A 16,046-nucleotide genomic window follows, 5' to 3' on the forward strand; every position below is an offset into this window, starting at 1 on the left:
AGGCGTTCTCGGCGACTCCACCGGTGCCCGACCCGTCGTGGCCCGGCCTGCCGGGCCGCGACGGGTCGCGCGAGTCCGCTGCGACTACGCGGGGACGACCCGGTAACTCAGAGCCGCCTGGGGGAGGTTGGTCTGGGTCAGACTGCCGGAGCGCCACGCCCAGCCCGTGCAGCCGCTCCCGGAGAACAGCTCCAGGGAAGCGGACCCGTTGGCGATCTGGACCGAGCGGACGGACGGGGACAGCGTGTGGCACGTACCGAGATCGTTGAGATCGACCTCGGTCACCGTGCCGGTGCCGGTGAGGCCCGAGTAGAGGTGGGCGCCCTCCTGGAGGGGAGGCCAGCCGGCAGCGTTCGCCGCCCCGCCACCGAGTCCGATCAGGACCACGGCCATGGAGGCGACAGCGGCAGCGCTGCGCGATTTCGCCCTGGGGGTAGACATGCGAACCACCCTTTCCTGTGTGAACGGCGCCGGGGAACGACCTCGGCACGTGTCATTCGGGGAATGCACTCCGAGAGATTTTTGCATGTTCAACCATGTTGCGGGAGGGGCATTACTGGCCAGACACATATGTGTGTGGTCGGCGAGAGGGGCGGACGGACGCCGAGGAGTCATCTTTCGATGACGCGCCCGCCCTGCACAGGGAGAACGTGCGGCTGACCGACGAGCAGACGAACCGGCGGGCACGGCCAAGCGGCGGCGCTCAGCAGGCCGACTTCGACGTGCTGGCGTGCAGGGTGGAGACGGCGACCGGCGGCATCGCCACCCCTGTGGCCGGCGCGTCGAACTTGGCGGCGGTCTCGCCACCCCACAGCAGGCGGAAGTCGAGGTGGCTGGCCCGAACGGCCACCGCGTATGCCATGACTCATGCAGTGCGCGTTCTCTGCGGAGGGAGGGCCGGAGCTGCACGACGACGGCGAGCGCGTCCGGGACGGCCCCTGCGGCCAGGGGCGACGGCCGGGGTTCCTGATGAGGTCTCGTCTGTGAGAGTCCGCGAGGTCCCTCGGAGGGGGTGCGTTTCCGTGCCACGGGCAAACCGACCCGCGGGTGCGGGTGCGGGTGCGGGCGTGGACCGCCGGGGCGGCCTACTGCCTCTTCAGGGCTCCAGGCATGGACGGACCGCCCCGGCTCGCCACCCTTGTCCGGCCACTAACACGCACCACGGCCGGTGTGCGTGAGTACGCGTACTCGGGTCGAACGAGTCCGGAGCCCCTGACACAGCGGATTTGCGTTGCACATGATGCAAGTTCCTGTAGCGAAAGAGGAACTGATGACCCGCGACCTGCAGCTGCGCACTGCCACTGTGGAGGACCTCGAGTGGATCCATGAGCTGCGTCACCGTGTGTACGCCCACGAGCTGGGCCAGCACACGCCGAATCCCGCAGGGAAGCTTCATGACGGTTTGGACGGCGACAACACGTATGTGGTCGCCGCACGAGGAAGCACCCGCATCGGCTTTGTCAGCCTGACCCCTCCCTGGCTGAGGAGATTCGCGCTGGACAAGTACCTGTCCCGTGAAGAACTGCCGCTTCTGGCCGAGCAGGATCTGTTCGAGGTGCGCATCCTCACCGTCGAACCTCGTTGGCGGTCCACGGCGGCGGCACCGCTGCTGATGTACGCGGCGCTGCGCTGGATCGCCTCCCGGGGCGGCCGGCGGATCGTTGCGATGGGGCGGACCGAACTGCTTCCCATGTATCTTGCGGCCGGTCTGCAGCCGGTCGGGCGCACCGTTCGAAGTGGGGCGGTCACGTTCGAGGTACTGAGCGGCGGCGTCGACGAGCTGGCGAGGGCCACGACGGACCGCTACCGCACCATGCTGGAGCGTCTGCGGGCCCAAGTGGACTGGCGACTGGACGTGCCCTTCGCGCCGCGACCGGACGGCTGCGAGCACGGCGGCGTCTCCTTCGCTGCCATCGGGACGGACTTCAACTCCCTGCACCGTCGCCATGAGGTGGTCGCGGCAGATGTGCTCGACGCCTGGTTCCCGCCCGCCCCGGGGGTGCGTGCGGCGCTCGCGGACGATCCGGATTGGGTCGCCCGGACCTCGCCGCCGACCGGTGCAGAGGGTCTTCTGGCGGAGAAGGCCAGGGCGCGGGCTCTGCCCATGGGATCGCTCGTACCGGGCGCCGGTTCCTCCGATTTGATCTTCAGGGCCTTCGTCCAGTGGCTGACCCCGCAAAGCAGGGTGCTTCTCCTGGACCCGGGCTACGGTGAGTACGCGCACGTCACGGAGAAGGTCATCGGATGCCGGGTGGACCGGTTCCGGCTGCGTCGCGAAGACGGTTGGCGGTTGGATACCGGCCGGTTGTCGGCTGTCGTCACGCACGGGCGCTACGACCTCGTCGTGGTGGTCAATCCGAACAACCCGACGGGCCGCCACACACCTGCCGTGGACCTGCGTTCCCTGATCACCGCCTCACCGGCCCGGACCCGCTGGTGGGTGGACGAGGCCTACCTGGGCTACGTCGACATGGACGAGTCGCTCGCCGGCCTAGCCGTGACGGATCCAAGGGTGGTGGTCTGCAGCTCCCTGTCCAAGATGTACGCGCTGTCCGGCATGCGGGCCGCTTACCTGGTGGCCGAGCCGGACACCGGGGCAGAGCTGCGCCGGCGCACCCCGCCCTGGCCTGTGAGCCTGCCCGCACAGCTGGCCGCGGTGGCAGCCTTGCGCGATCCGACGTACTACGAGGGTTGCTGGCGTCGCACCCATGCCCTGCGGCGGCAACTGGCCGACGGGCTTGCCGGGCTCGATGAAGCCGTGGTGGTGGAAGAAGCCGTGGCCAACTGGCTCACCGTCACACTGCCGTCCCATGGCCCGAGCGCCGCGCAACTCGTCGAGAATTGCCGCCGAAGCAACGTCTATCTGAGGGATCTTTCGCCCCTGTCCTGCGCGTACCAAGGACGCACGGTGCGCATCGCAGTGAGGGACGCGGCGGGAAACGCGCGCATGGTGTCGGCCTTCCGGGATGCTCTGGATGCGCCCCGCCCCGGTCGTGCCCCGATCGTGCCGATGTCTCGGAGCACCTACGCCTCTGGAACCACCGGGTGACCCGTGCCCAGCTCCGGGGTCTGCCGAGGCTGGCCCCGGGAGCGGCGGGGGTGGGCGGTGGTGGCATGAACCGGAACCGCGAAGTGGGCTGACCGACGGCGGTTGCGCGGCGGTCGGGGACCTGCGGCCCGGCGGGCAACCTGGCTCGCGCAGGTTCCGGGGCAGCGTAGAACCTCCGTGCCCGAACATTGCGTAATCACCTGGCAGAGCGCCGGATCCCTCTTCCATGATCGCCGCGGCCGCGGCGGCCCGCCGGGCCGGGGTGAGGGGCGGCATCCTTTCGAATTCGTACGTCCCGCGCTGACAATCACCAGCACCCAAGCATGTGTGACCAGCGGGGCCTTCCCGTGTCAGGGTGCGCCGAGACCGTGCAGCAGAGTGTCGACGACGATGTCCGCCGCCCGGCCGGCGCTGAGCTCCGGCGACTGCCGGACCACGAGGTGCATGAGTTCGACCAGCAGGGCTGCTGCCCATCCTCGGGGGAGTCCGGGGCGTAGGAGGCCTTCGTCGGTGGCGCGTTCGAGGAAGGTGTCGACCTCGGTGATGTAGGCGTCGCGGCGTTGGCGGATGGTGTCGTCGGTGAGCATGCGGGTGAGGTCGACCGGCCAGGTGCGGTTGACGGTGATGATGTTTTCGACGTAGCGGTGCAGGGCGACGGCCACGGGTGCTTCGCGCAGGCGTGCGTCCTCGATGGCGGTTTCGATGGCCGAGAGCCGGGATTCGTGGATGGCGGCGAGGAGTTCCTCGCGGGAGTCGAAGCGCCGGTAGACGGTGCGCCGGTCCACGCCCGCCTCGGCGGCGATGCTCGCGATGCTCGTGGCCGGATCGGCGGCGAGCATGCGCGCCCCGGTCGTCAGGACGGCTTCCAGATTTCGTGCAGCGTCGGCTCTCACCCCATTGAGTGTAGTGGGAGATTGTGCAGCCTGCGACAGATAACGCCTCTCGTGTGTGTTGAAGTTACCCCTAAGTGCTACATTGCGATGACAGATAAGCCGGTTAGCGCCAATGTAGTGAGACGCGGCCGTCATGTCGCAGCAGGCGCGTCCGCCCTGCCGCCCTTGGGAGAAAGGCACGTTCCGATGTCGAAGACACCGTCCTCATCGCCCCGGGCAGGGAGTGTCCGCGCCGCCATGAGCGCGCTGGTCCTCGCGGTCCTGCTCGCGGCCCTGGACCAGACGATCGTGTCGACCGCCCTGCCCCGCATAGCGGAGGACCTGAACGGGTTCGACGACATCGCCTGGGTCAGCGCCGCATACCTGCTCGCCTCGACGGCGGTGACGCCGGTGTGGGGCAAGCTCGGCGACATGTTCGGCCGCAAACGGCTGTATCTCGTCTCGACCATGATCTTCCTGATCGCCTCGGTGGCCTGTGGCCTCGCACAGAACCTTCCGGAGCTGATCGGAGCCCGGGTACTCCAGGGGGTCGGTGGCGGCGGCATGATCGTGCTGACCTTCGCCCTGGTCGGCGACATCGTCGCCCCGAGCGACCGCGGGCGGTACCAGGGCATGTTCGGGTCGGTGTACGGCGTGGCCAGCATCGTCGGACCCCTGCTGGGCGGCGTCTTCACCGACCAGTTGTCCTGGCGGTGGGCCTTCCTGGTCAATCTGCCCGTCGGGGCCGTCGCCCTGGCCGTCGCCGCGCGCGCCCTTCCCCCCGCGGCCCGTGGCGCCCGTGCCCGTGCCCGTATCGACTATCCGGGCTCTCTCGTCCTGGCGGGCATCGCCACCGGCCTCGTACTGGTCACCTCATTCGGCGAGCGCTGGGGCTGGGGCTCACCGGCCATCATCGCCCTGGTGGCCGCCACCGTCGCTCTGGCCGTGCTTCTGGTGCCCGTCGAGCGGCGCGCCGCCGCTCCGGTCCTGCCGCCGGCCATGCTCGGCTCCCGGACCGTGGTCTTCTCCTCGCTGATCGGCTTCTTCGCCAACGCCGCCATGTTCAGTGTCCTGGTGTATCTGCCCACGTACCTGCAGATCGTTCACGGCGTCTCGGCCACTCTCTCCGGCATCCACATGCTCCCGCTGGTGGCCGGTCTCGTCGTCAGCCAGTCCCTGGCCGGGCGATGGGCCGCCCACGTCGACCGCCTCCGCATGATCCTGCTCGCCGGCCTGGCCGCCAACCTCGCCGGACTGCTCCTGCTCGGCAGCATCGGCGCCGGAACCAACACCCTGGTACTCGGCACCTACTTCCTGATCACCGGTATCGGCATCGGGATGGTGCCCATGGTGGTCCTGACCACCGTCCAGAACAGCGTCCCCGCCGCCGACCTCGGCGCCGCGAGCGCGGTGGTCACCTTCGCCCGTTCCACCGGCGCCGCCTTCGGAGTCGCCGTCTTCGGCACCTTCCTGAACACCGGCTTCGCGGACCGTACCCACGGCCTGCCGACCGTCGGGGGCTTCGACGCCGCCCGCCCCGACAGCATCGGCCGCCTGCCCGCAGGTCTCCGCGACACGGCCCTGGAGGCCTTCGCCCACGCCACCGCCACCGGGTATCTGTGGATCGCCCCGGCGCTCGCGGTCGGCATCCTGCTCGCGTTGTTCCTGCCGCCGTCCCGCGGGAGCGCTGCCACGACCCCCGCCCCGCGTCCCGTCGCCGAGAGGACCGTCCCGGCGGCGTGATCGCCGGAGGGCCCACCTCGACGGCCGATGCCCTGCACGTCACCGACCGGTCGAGGTGCACCGTCCCGGCGTCCGGCGCAGGCCTCGGCCGGCCCCAGTGCATGGCCCCCGACGGCTCGTCTGCGGTGTACCCGTTCGGGAGATACATGTGAGGAAAGTTCATATGTATGCAGACGTGTCCGGTGGTTACGGAAGGGTACCGGGCCCGCGCACTCCCGGCGTGCAGGGCCCGTCGGTGCCGATCACGCCCCGGAAACGTTGCTCAACAAGAACTTTCTCGGCCATTCCGGGTGACGAAGAGGGGCCGGGACATCTAATGTTCAGCTGAGGTGTGAGCATCATGGCCCGGCGGAGTCCGGTCCGGCAGGACCGTTGCGTACTCGACAGGTGCGTCCGGGGCGCCTGTCCGGGCTGCATTGCGGAACAGCGAAGCCACACCTGCTCGCCACGTGTCCGGCAGTCCGCACGCAGGGGTGCGACGACGTGCCGGCCGGGCGCCGGTCCAGCGGTGAAGGAAGTGGGGGACGATGGAGTCGATCGTCGGAACGATGGTGGGCCGCGAACGCGAACAGCAGGTGCTGTCCGCCTTCGTGGCAGCATCCGGAGGACAGGCGCTGGTGCTGCGTGGCGACACGGGTGTGGGTAAGAGCGCCTTGCTGAGCCACCTCGCCGACCTCGCGGCCGGCGACAAGCACCGAGTGATACGAGCGGCCGGCGTCGAGGCCGAGTCGGAGCTGCTGTTCGCCGGTCTGCACCAGATCCTGTACCCCCTTCTGCCCTACATCGACCGCCTCGACGACGTGCACCAAAGGGTCTTCGACGTCGTCTTCGGGCGGGGTGAGAGCACGCCCCCCTCGGTCATGACCCTCGGAATCGCCGTCCTCGACCTGCTCTCCCTCGCGGCATCGCAGCACCCCCTGCTGCTCGTGCTCGACGACGGTCAGTGGCTGGATGCCTCCAGCACCGAGGTGTGCGGCTTCGTGGGGCGCCGCCTTGCCGGAAGTTCGGTGAAGCTGGTCGTCGGCCTCCGCTCCGACGTGCCCTCGGGATTCGACACGGCCGCGCTGTCCGAACTGCCGGTGACCACCCTGTCGGAGAAGGCCTCCGAACAACTCCTGGATCTACACCATCCCGGACTCGACGCCCGGGTCCGCCGCGTCGTGCTGGACGAGGCCCAGGGTAATCCGCTCGCCCTGCTGGAACTGCCCCCCTTCGTCCGTGACAGCCGGGTGGGACGCAAACCTGGGGAGCCCTTCGGGTACACCGGTGTTCCGCTGCCGTTGCGCTTGCAGCACGTCTACGGCGCACGTATCGAATCCCTCGGCAGCGTCGTACGCGCCGAGCTGCTGCGAGGCGCGCTGGACGGCGTCCGGTCGGGCACGTCCGCCGATCACTCGCGCGGCACGCGCTACCGCATGGTGGACGCCGAGGAGGCCGCGGCCTGCGGCCTGGTGGACATCGACCCGTTGAGCGGCGACTTCGTCTTCCGGCACCCGCTGGTGCGCTCGACCGTGGTCCAGATGGCAACCCCCAACGAGCGGCGTGCCGCTCACGCCGCCCTCGCCCTCGTGCACGGCGACGACCTGGAGCGCCGAGCCACGCATCTGGGGGCCTTCGCGGTCGACCCGGACGAGGAGGTCGCCGCCGTACTGGAAGCCGCTGCCGACTCCGCCACCCGGCGCGGCGGCGCGCGAGCCGCGGTCGCCTGGCTGACCCGGGCGGCGGAACTGAGCGAGAGCCACGCGGAACGCTCCAGGCGGCTGGGCGGGGCGGCGTTCATCGCCGGTCACGCGGGTCTGCTGGACCAGGCCCAGCAGTTGGTGCGGTCCGACGGGGAGCCGGGCCGGGACGAGTCTCCCGCCTCGGTCGTCGCCTCGGCCTACGGTGCGCTGTTCGAGGACGGGGACGTGCGGTCCACGCAGCGCCGCGTCTTCGCGGCTGTCGAGAAGTGGCGCGACAGCGGAGCGCAGGACTCGGACGAGGTGCTCACGCGCATGGTCGACCTTCTGCTGGCCATCAACCAGTACGCCAGTGACGAGGTGTGGTGGGAGCGGTCTCACGAACTGCTGGGCTCTCTGGGCGATCTGGTGTCTCCGCACTCGCGCATCTACCAGAACGCCTGGGGTGACGTGGTACGTCGCGGCACGGGGGTGCACGAGCGGATCGAGGAGGCCTTCGTCGGCCTCCACCACCTGGAACCCTGGGACGTCACCCGGCTGGGGGTCGCCGCCTACCACGTCGACACCCTCAGCCACTACCGGCCGCACCTGCAGCGAACCGTGGACCGCGAGGTGGAGACGGGGGCCATGGCCGCGGGCATGACCATGCTGCACCTGATCATGCTGGATCAGATCGGGGTCGGTGAGTGGGACGAGGCGGAGCGCACCGGGCAGCGCTGCCTGGAACTGACCACGAAGCACCGGCACGTGCTGTTCGCCCATCACACCCGTGCGTATCTGGGCCTGGTGGCAGCCCTGCGCGGGGACACCGACCGGGCGAGGGAACTGCAGGCCGCCGTGGACGCCTGGGCCCGCCCCCGCGGCGTCGGCTTCCTCACCCAGATCGCCGATGCCATCGGCACCACCACCGCCCTCGGCGAGGGCGACTACGAAGCCGCCTACCTCCACGCCATCGGCATCACACCCCCCGGCACCTTCCAGCCCTACGCCCACCAGGCCTCCCGCACCCTCCTCGACCTCGTCGAAGCAGCCCTGCACACCGGCCGATCCGAACAAGCGCGCCAGCACGCCCTCGCGGCACAGCAGGCACACCTCCCCGACATCTCCCCCCGCCTCGCCCTCATCACCTACGGCGCCCTCGCCATGACCACCACCGACCCGACCGAAGCCGACCGCCTCTACCACCGTGCCGAAACCCACCCGGCCGCCACCACCTTCCCCTTCGAACTCGCCCGCATCCGGCTCGCCCACGGCATCCGCCTCCGACACACCGAGGGCCGGAAGGCCGCCCGTCAGCCGCTGGCACTGGCCGCGGAGGCGTTCGAGCGTCTCGGCGCGCCCGCCTGGACCGAGCGGGCCCGCGCCGAGCTCAGGGCGACCGGCGCGCCCGCCCGCACCTCCTCCGCCCACCTGGCGGCGCTGACCTGGCAGGAGCGGCGTATCGCCGATCTGGCGGCGGGCGGTCTGACCAACAAGGAGATCGGCGAGAGGATGCATCTCTCGCCGCGCACGGTCAGCTCCCACCTCTACCGGGTCTTCCCGAAGCTCGGCATCACCTCCCGCGCCGCACTGCGCGACGCGCTGGGCAAGTTCCCCACGGATCAGAACGTGTGAGCGGCCGCACGCGCTGCCGCGGCCGACGGCGGGACCTCAGCGGGTGCCTGTCCGTCGGTCGTCGTGCGTTCAGCTCCCGTCGGGCAGGGCGCGGACTCCGTGGGCGTCGAGCCAGCCGAGGACGTAGTCGGCGACGAAACGCCAGCCGCTGTCGATGACCAGGGAGTGGCCGCGGTCCGCGAACTGCTTCAGCTCCGTCACAGCCGTCGAGTCCCCGTACGCCTTGTAGACCGACCTGGTGACGGAGTCGGGCACGAGCCGGTCCTCCTGCCCCGAGATCAGCAGAAGCGGTCCACGGCCCGTGGTGGCGACGTCCGCCGGCGTGAGCGGCTCGCCTCCCTCACCGGCGGCTGGCAGATCGGCGAGCAGCCGGCGTGCTACCGGCACGGCGTAGCGCTCGTGGAGCCGGTCGGACTCCCGCCGCTCGACCGTATTGGCGAAGACGCGGTGGAACTGCTCCGCTGACAGGGACACCAGCCGCTCGGCACCGTCGGGGGTCCACAACGGCCGTACGGATGCGGGCATCGGGACGCCGTCGACCGGGAGGGAAGCGATGGCCACCGCGGCCCGGCCGAGGTCGGCGCCGATCAGGTGCTGCGCGATGAGACCGCCCACGGAGTGGCCGATGATCACCGGGGCGACGTCGAACGACCGCACGATCGCGGCGTAGTGGTCCCTCAGTGCGCCGAGACCGGCGTCCTCGGGCCGCTCCGGGAAGGCGCGGACCCGAAGGGAGGCGGAGTCCTCCCCAGGCCCGCCGGGGGGGAATGCGAGGAATCCCCTTCTGGCGAAGCGTTCCGCCCATGCCTCCCAGGACAGTGCGTCCAGCCACGCACCATGGATGAAGACGACGGGAGTACGGTTCACGGCTGGTTCCTCCGAGCTGGGGGACCGCCCGGCTCCTGGACACGGGCGACAGGTCTCAGGGTCGTCCAGCCCCGGGCCGGAGGCGACAGTCGAATGACTGAATGTGGGCAGCGCTGCCCTGGGGCGGCGGTGCCGGTCCTCGGTGAAGACCCCACTCCCGCAATACACCGAGGCGGGCATGTGTCCATACATCAGTCGCTTCTTGTGGTCAGCGCCGTCGTATCGGGCGACGCGGGACGGTCAAGTTACTTATGTACGACAGTCGCGCGGCAGGGAAAGTGGGTCGAGCCAGCATTCGCAGAGGAAAGGATCCACCCGTCATGAGCGCCGACCAACCAGCTGTCCAAGCCCCCCGTTCGGCGCCGCACGACCACCTCGGGCTGATCCTCGGAATAGAGCGGGTGCTGGACGTCCATGCCCGGCAGGCGATCCGGGCGGAGTTCCTCTTCGACTCCAAGTCACCCCTGGTCGTGTGCGTGGAGTTCCTCGTGGAAGGCGGCCCGCGGGTTCTGTGGCGCATCGGGCGTGATCTCCTTCAGCAGGGGCTGTACTCGATGAGCGGCCTGGGTGACGTGCAGATGTGGCCGTCGCCCCTCGAGGACCGGGCAACGGTCTGGCTTCAGCTGGCCTCGGGTGACATGGCGGCTCTGTTCGAGCTGCCCGTGGCCCCGCTGGCCGAGTGGCTGGGACACACCTACGAACTCGTTCCCGCAGGTCGCGAGCTCGCCGGAATCGACTGGGACGTGGCCACCGCGGACCTGCTGCCTGCGCACGGAACACCGTCGGACTGACTGACTGCGCACGGAACACTGACTGACTGACTCACTGCGCACGGAGCGCAGGCGACTGACTACGTCGGCCGGGGCGGCACTCGAAACCGGTGGCGGTACTCGGCACCTACTCCGCGGCCCGTTCGCCGTCCGGCCGACCTTCTCGCGCCCACGGTGAACCCAGCGCGGGGCCGCCACGTTGCATAAGTGAGGGACTCCTGCGGCCAGGAGGATCAATTGGCCCGCCCGGCCGCAGGAACGGGTCGGCCGTCCCCGCGCACTTCCCTGATGTGAGGGCGGCCGCACGGGCGACGGACTCGTCATGCGCCTGTCGGTGAAAGGGTCGGCCCCCCTCCCGGGCCACCGTCCGCACGAGCCCACGCCCCCCGCTGGGCGCCTTCGCTGAGCGTCTCATCGAACGCTCCTGCGCGCTCGCGAGAGCGGCGAGCTCTGCCCTCCTCGTCCCGGGGCGCCCCGGAGAGCTCCTTCATACGTGTGTCGGTGATCGGCACGCCGAGCCGGCCCGTACGGGAGGGGCGGTGCGGCTCCTGCGCACATGTGAGAAAACAGTATGGCCCTACATAATCACCGCCTTGACTGGTGACGCTGGATGCTGCAATGATTGCGTCACCGCCTCAACCGGTGACGCAGGAGTGTCGCGGTCAGGAGGTGCCCGAAACCTTTGAACCAGATGGGGAGCAACAGTCATGGCAGTCAGCTACACCGCCGTTGTCGACGTCGACGGAGAGGGCAGGAACGGCGGTCACGCCGTCTCCTCCGACGGCCTGCTGGAGACCGGGCTTGCTCTCCCCAAGGAGCTCGGAGGGGCCGGAACCGCGACCAATCCCGAGCAGCTGCTCGCCGCCGGCTGGGCAGCCTGCTTTCTCGGGGCGCTGCGCCGAGCGGCCTCCGTGCGCAAGGTCCGGCTGACCAGCACGACCATCACGGCGGAGATCACCCTCACCCACGGCGATGACGGCGAGTTCTCGCTCTCCGCGGTCCTGGCCCCCGTCCTCGGCGGCGTGGACCAGGCCACCGCCGAGGAACTCGCCCACGCGGCACACCAGATCTGCCCGTACTCCAAGGCCACGCGCGGCAACATCCCCGTCACCCTCACGGCCGCGGCCGCCTGATCAGCCCCCGGGGCCGCGGGTCCCGTGCCCCCTCCATGTGTCTGCACGGGGCCCGCCCCCCATCTCATCGCCGTACCCACCACACCTATCGAAGCGCGAGGGCAGGACATGGCTCGGACGACGCACACGCATGCCGCAGACCCCGGACAGTCGCGTCCGACCGAGGCCGGTCCGGTCCCGGCCGGCTCGGGCGAGCGGTCCGGCCCTGGCGCGCCCCGCCCCGGCGCGCGGGGCCGGCCGACCGACACCCAGGTGTGGAACTGGGCGGAGAGCGCGGTCCTTCTGGGGTACGGGCCGCCCGCCTCCAGTTTCCTGTGACGGACGGCCCCGCGGCCGCACTGCGAAACGAACGTCAGTGGTGGCGGCCGTGATGTGTCAGCACTCGTTCCGCACAGCGGCACGGCAGACAACGAGGCTGCGCCGTCCGTCGTCTTCATCGATCCCGAGGTCGCCTCCGTTGGCCTCACGGTCCTGGAGGCCGAGCGGACCGGCCACGCCGTCGAGGTCGTCGATGACGAGATCGGCCATCTGGCGGGCGCGCTCCCGTACCGCCCCGGTTAGGGCGTGTTTCGAAAGCCCCGCCTGCTCGGCGGCGCCTGGCACGCACACTCGCCGCGTTGTCGGGATCGCCCCGATACAACCAGTATCGGGGCGACCCTCCGCCTTGCGATCGCACGCACCAGGCGCCGCCGAGCCCGCCCTCCGGGCGGACGGCGCTACTTTCGAAACACGCCCTAGCGGGGCAGGGCCCGTATCCTCATCGACCGGGACCGTCAGGTCGTCGTCGGTGCCACCTTCGCCGGACCGGGCGTTGCCGAACTCCTGTACGCGGCCACCGTGGCCGTCACCGCGGAGGTACCGGTCGGGCGCCTCCGGCACGCCGTACCCGCATTCCCCACGATCAGCGAGGTGTGGCTGCGCCTCCTGGAGAAGAGGAGCAATTCATGACCACAGCACGCGATCTGGCGCTCGTCGTCCTGGGCCGGACAGCCGGCCCGGCCGTGGGGCGGGGGGACCTCGCCCTCGCGCTCGCAGGGGCCGAAGCGGTCGACCTGCTGACCTGCGGAGCGTTGACCCTGGAGGGCGACAGCATGGTGCCCGGTCCGCGCATGGCGACCGGCGACCGCCTGCTCGACCGGGCACTCGACTCACTGGACCGGAGCGAACCCCACGAAACGGTCGGGGACTGGCTGTGGCGCCGCGGCGGCGCACTCGCCTCCGCCTACGCCGAGGACCTGGAAGAGGCCGGACTCCTCGCGTCACCGCGCGGGCACGGATGGCACCCACGGCCGGATCGGTCCGCCCCGGCCGACTCGCCGGAGTGGCGCGCGGCGGAGGAACGGGTGGCCTCGGGTGAGCCCGTCCTGGCCGCTCTCACAACCGTTCTGGGGGCGGGGGAGGCCCCGGCGGATGCCGGTGAGAGCCTCGGGGACGCGGTCGTCACAGTGCTGGCGGCCGTCGGGGACGCGGTGACGGAGCTGGAGGCCGTACGGCTGCGCCGGGACGTGGAGGGCAGCGCGTTCGACAACATCTGGCGCGGGTAGCGGTTCGGGCGGGCACTCGAACATCCTGCCCCGGCAGCCCGCTTCGCACGTATGTGTGCCTGCCGTCGGGTCAGGCACACACCCGCGAGTTCCCCGTGCGGCCCGCAGGGCGGACGACGCTCGCGGGTCTGCTGCTGTGCGTACCGGAGCAGGCCCGCGCGCGGACGCATGGACGTATCAGCCGGCGGGCTGCTTCTCGACCAGGGTGTACATGACCGTGCGCTGCTGCTTGTGGCGCTGGATGCGTCCCTTCGCGACCAGGGACTCAAGAGTGTTCCGCACCACCTGCGGCGTCGGGTCGCGGTCCGGGTGCTTCTCCAGGAGTTCGTCCCGCAGTTCCTTCGCGAGGCGGGGCTCGTGATGTTTGCCGAGCAGTTCGATCAGCAGGTCACCGAGCAGGGGACGGCGCGACTTCCCCTTCGCGCCGGCCTTCGCCGCATCGGTGCTGCCGGCCGGGCGCCGGGAGGAGGACTTGGCAGCCGTCCGCTTCGTCTTGGTGACGGCGGGCTCGTCCTGCAACTGCTCGGGCAGTCGTGACGGGTCCGCGAAGCCGCGGTACCGCTCGGCGAGGCTCAGGATGTCCGTCAGGAGGGCCTCCTCCTGCTTCAACACCGTGATCCCGTCCGCGAGCTCCTGCTGTCGACGACGGTTCTCCTCCAGGTCCGACGCGGCTTGTTCCACCAACCGCGATCGGAGCGGGGCGGCTGACTTGCTGGTCACAACCGATTCACTCCCTCGATATGAACGATGTTGCGCACGGTACCCACGCAGAGGCTCCGTGCCGAAAGTATCTGCACCGGGCCGTGGCGGGGCATGTTCACCTTCACGATAAGCGCCGATGCGCCCGAGCATGTAGCTGGTGTCGGGTCTTCTTCAACCGCCCGCCGCACGTGGCACCCGTCGGCAAGGGATCCTGCCGGACGGAATGCCCGGCAAATGTGTCGTCGAACCACCCACGGCCGTACCTGTCCCCACCCGTCCGTGTGTGCCGGGTAGGGCACAGCCGACCGGCGCGCCCGTGCCCGTCCCCCGGTACGACCCGCTCGCCGGTCAGGTGTGGGTCGCGGCCGTCCACCGTCCGGGCGGCGTGCGAGGGAGGGGCGGTCGCTCAACTGGCGCTGCGTTCGCGGCCCCTCAGAGAAGCCGGACCGACCGGGCCGTGGTGCGCAGGTCCGTGGCTGGGGAGCACCACGTTCCCATCAAGGCGCTCGATCAGGGCCAGGGTGCGAGGGCTCGGGAGCGGTCGGAGTGGGACGTCGCGGGCAGCAGCTGCGGTCCGCTGATCCACGACGTGGGATGCCCGGTGACCAGAGCGTTCCCCGTGACCAGGATGCCGCTCGCGGGCAGGCGACAGGCGCAGTGGCCGTCTGTGTGACCTGGTGTGTGCACGGGCGAAGGGCTGCCCGGCAGAGCGAGGGGGGCCCGGCACCGGGAAGGCCTGCGGCTCGGATTCCGGTACGTGGCGGTGTCTCCGGCACACAGGGCGTGCACGGCCAAGGGGAGCCCTCGGCCGCTCCGCAGGAGCACCTGTCCGACGGCCACCAGGTCAAGGTGTTCGCGGCGTGTGTGCGCCGTAACGTCCTGGTGCATCAGGACGGGCACCCCGTACAGGGCGCGCAGGTGTTCGGCCGTGGCATGTGGTCGTTGTGGCCATGCGTGACCAGCACGGCGGCCTCCGCACGCGGAGCAAGCGGCATCCCAAGCCCGGCCACGGTCCCGGGGCCGCGGGCGGAGGCCGCCCGTCGCCGACGGGCCGGGTCCCCACTCGGACCGCCGGCGGTCCCGTCGTCAGGCCGGGCGAGTCATCCACCGGCGACGGCGGACGCCGACTTCTTGCGTGCGCGGTAGGCGGCGGCCTTGTACTTGTTGCCGCAGGACGCCATGCCGCACCAATGGCGCCGCATGCCCCTGGACCGGTCGACGTAGACGCGCGTGCACTCGGGGTTGCCGCATTCCTTCATCAGCGGGACGTCCGGGCCGCTGAGGAGTTCGACGGCCTGTCGGGCGACCGTTGCCAGGGCCTGTTCGGGCGTGGCTTCGGTGAACCGGCCCGTCACCGTGAGCTGCGGGGTGACGGGGGTCCCGCGGGCGGCGCCGTTGACCACGGCCAGCGCCTCCCGTTCGAACTCCTCCCCGAGGCGGCGGTCGGTGATCAGCCGGTAGAGGGCCTCGCGCACGACCTTGGCCGCCTGCAGTCCCTCCTCGTCGCCCGGGGTGATCGCGTCCACCAGCCCGGACTCCACGTACCAGGCGTTCAGCCGCTCCGGGGTCACGAACATCTCGAACCGCGTCGACCGCCGGGCCCGGAGGGTGGCGGCGAAGTCGAGGGCCGGATGTCCGCAGGCGAAAACATGGCTAAGATTCACGTCACCATTTTGACAGGTGACTCCGGTCGGGCGCAAGGATCAGCCCGTCCGGACCGTGCCCTGCCGCGAACAGCGACCCTCGGGGCGCCCTTCGGGGCCGGCGGAGACGGCCCTGCGGGGCCCTGCCCGGGATCGTACGGCACGGGACGCATCACGTCGCCGGGCTCCGGGAGGGTGGGGGCTGTCGCCCCCTCCGATGACGGTCGGCTTCAGTCGTCCCCCGGGCCGCGATCAGTCAACTGACTGTTGTCGCCTCTCCGGTATTCGTCGAGGGTGGGAATCGGTCGGCGGCAACCCGCCGCGGGTGCCGAATCGCATCACCTACTTCCGTCACCTGTTTAACCGGTGATATGGTCCGGATCAGTCTTCGCGGAACGAGCCTGGCTCGGGCCGCGCACCCACCACGGAG

The 16,046-nt window shown here is 70.4% G+C and carries 11 protein-coding genes and 3 pseudogenes; 8 read left to right on the top strand and 6 right to left on the bottom strand.

The annotated features are described in order from the left end of the window. Positions 1 to 84 precede the first annotated feature (84 nt). Entirely contained in the window at positions 85 to 441 is a 357-nt protein-coding gene (locus E6R60_RS14935; protein ID WP_136327032.1) for a hypothetical protein, read from the bottom strand. Positions 442 to 689: 248 nt separating this feature from the next. Then, positions 690 to 869: pseudogene (locus E6R60_RS14940) on the bottom strand (MFS transporter); the annotation flags it as partial. A gap of 401 nt (positions 870 to 1,270) precedes the next feature. Here E6R60_RS14940 and E6R60_RS14945 point away from each other — a divergent pair. Beyond that, a complete protein-coding gene (locus E6R60_RS14945; protein ID WP_136327033.1) occupies positions 1,271 to 3,049 on the top strand; it encodes an aminotransferase class I/II-fold pyridoxal phosphate-dependent enzyme in 1,779 nt (592 codons plus the stop codon). Positions 3,050 to 3,399: 350 nt separating this feature from the next. On the opposite strand, the gene E6R60_RS14955 is transcribed toward E6R60_RS14945, so the two are convergent. Then, complete coding sequence (locus E6R60_RS14955) at positions 3,400 to 3,888, bottom strand: TetR/AcrR family transcriptional regulator (RefSeq protein ID WP_136327122.1); 489 nt, start codon at positions 3,886 to 3,888, stop codon at positions 3,400 to 3,402. Between the two features lie 240 nt (positions 3,889 to 4,128). Between E6R60_RS14955 and E6R60_RS14960 the strand changes: the two genes are divergently transcribed. Together E6R60_RS14960 and E6R60_RS14965 are read left to right on the top strand one after the other, a co-directional pair. After that, a complete protein-coding gene (locus E6R60_RS14960) occupies positions 4,129 to 5,664 on the top strand; it encodes an MDR family MFS transporter (protein ID WP_136327034.1) in 1,536 nt (511 codons plus the stop codon). Between the two features lie 527 nt (positions 5,665 to 6,191). After that, positions 6,192 to 8,957 (top strand): AAA family ATPase, encoded by a 2,766-nt coding sequence (locus tag E6R60_RS14965; protein ID WP_136327035.1) that lies wholly within the window; start codon positions 6,192 to 6,194, stop codon positions 8,955 to 8,957. Between the two features lie 69 nt (positions 8,958 to 9,026). On the opposite strand, the gene E6R60_RS14970 is transcribed toward E6R60_RS14965, so the two are convergent. Then, a complete protein-coding gene (locus E6R60_RS14970) occupies positions 9,027 to 9,824 on the bottom strand; it encodes an alpha/beta fold hydrolase (protein WP_136327036.1) in 798 nt (265 codons plus the stop codon). 320 nt (positions 9,825 to 10,144) lie between these two features. Between E6R60_RS14970 and E6R60_RS14975 the strand changes: the two genes are divergently transcribed. The 5 genes and pseudogenes from E6R60_RS14975 to E6R60_RS15000 all read left to right on the top strand — a co-directional run bounded on the left by E6R60_RS14975 (position 10,145) and on the right by E6R60_RS15000 (position 13,271). Continuing rightward, a complete protein-coding gene (locus E6R60_RS14975) occupies positions 10,145 to 10,615 on the top strand; it encodes an SsgA family sporulation/cell division regulator (protein WP_168713608.1) in 471 nt (156 codons plus the stop codon). 686 nt (positions 10,616 to 11,301) lie between these two features. Beyond that, positions 11,302 to 11,727 (top strand): organic hydroperoxide resistance protein, encoded by a 426-nt coding sequence (locus tag E6R60_RS14980; protein WP_136327037.1) that lies wholly within the window; start codon positions 11,302 to 11,304, stop codon positions 11,725 to 11,727. A 390-nt stretch (positions 11,728 to 12,117) separates the two neighbouring features. After that, a pseudogene (locus tag E6R60_RS14990) lies at positions 12,118 to 12,276 on the top strand (pyridine nucleotide-disulfide oxidoreductase); the annotation flags it as partial. Between the two features lie 189 nt (positions 12,277 to 12,465). Continuing rightward, positions 12,466 to 12,675 (top strand): annotated as a pseudogene (locus E6R60_RS14995) (pyridine nucleotide-disulfide oxidoreductase); the annotation flags it as partial. Then, complete coding sequence (locus tag E6R60_RS15000; protein ID WP_136327040.1) at positions 12,672 to 13,271, top strand: GPP34 family phosphoprotein; 600 nt, start codon at positions 12,672 to 12,674, stop codon at positions 13,269 to 13,271. The pseudogene E6R60_RS14995 and the gene E6R60_RS15000, both read left to right, overlap by 4 nt. A gap of 177 nt (positions 13,272 to 13,448) precedes the next feature. Here E6R60_RS15000 and E6R60_RS15005 read toward each other — a convergent pair whose 3' ends face one another. Next, positions 13,449 to 13,991, bottom strand: coding sequence for a hypothetical protein (locus E6R60_RS15005; RefSeq protein WP_206309412.1), 543 nt, complete (start codon positions 13,989 to 13,991; stop codon positions 13,449 to 13,451). A gap of 1,082 nt (positions 13,992 to 15,073) precedes the next feature. Further along, positions 15,074 to 15,637, bottom strand: coding sequence for a CGNR zinc finger domain-containing protein (locus tag E6R60_RS15015; RefSeq protein ID WP_136327041.1), 564 nt, complete (start codon positions 15,635 to 15,637; stop codon positions 15,074 to 15,076). Positions 15,638 to 16,046 lie beyond the last annotated feature (409 nt).

Origin of the sequence: Streptomyces sp. A0642, assembly GCF_004795105.1 — a bacterium.
Classification (GTDB): domain Bacteria; phylum Actinomycetota; class Actinomycetes; order Streptomycetales; family Streptomycetaceae; genus Streptomyces.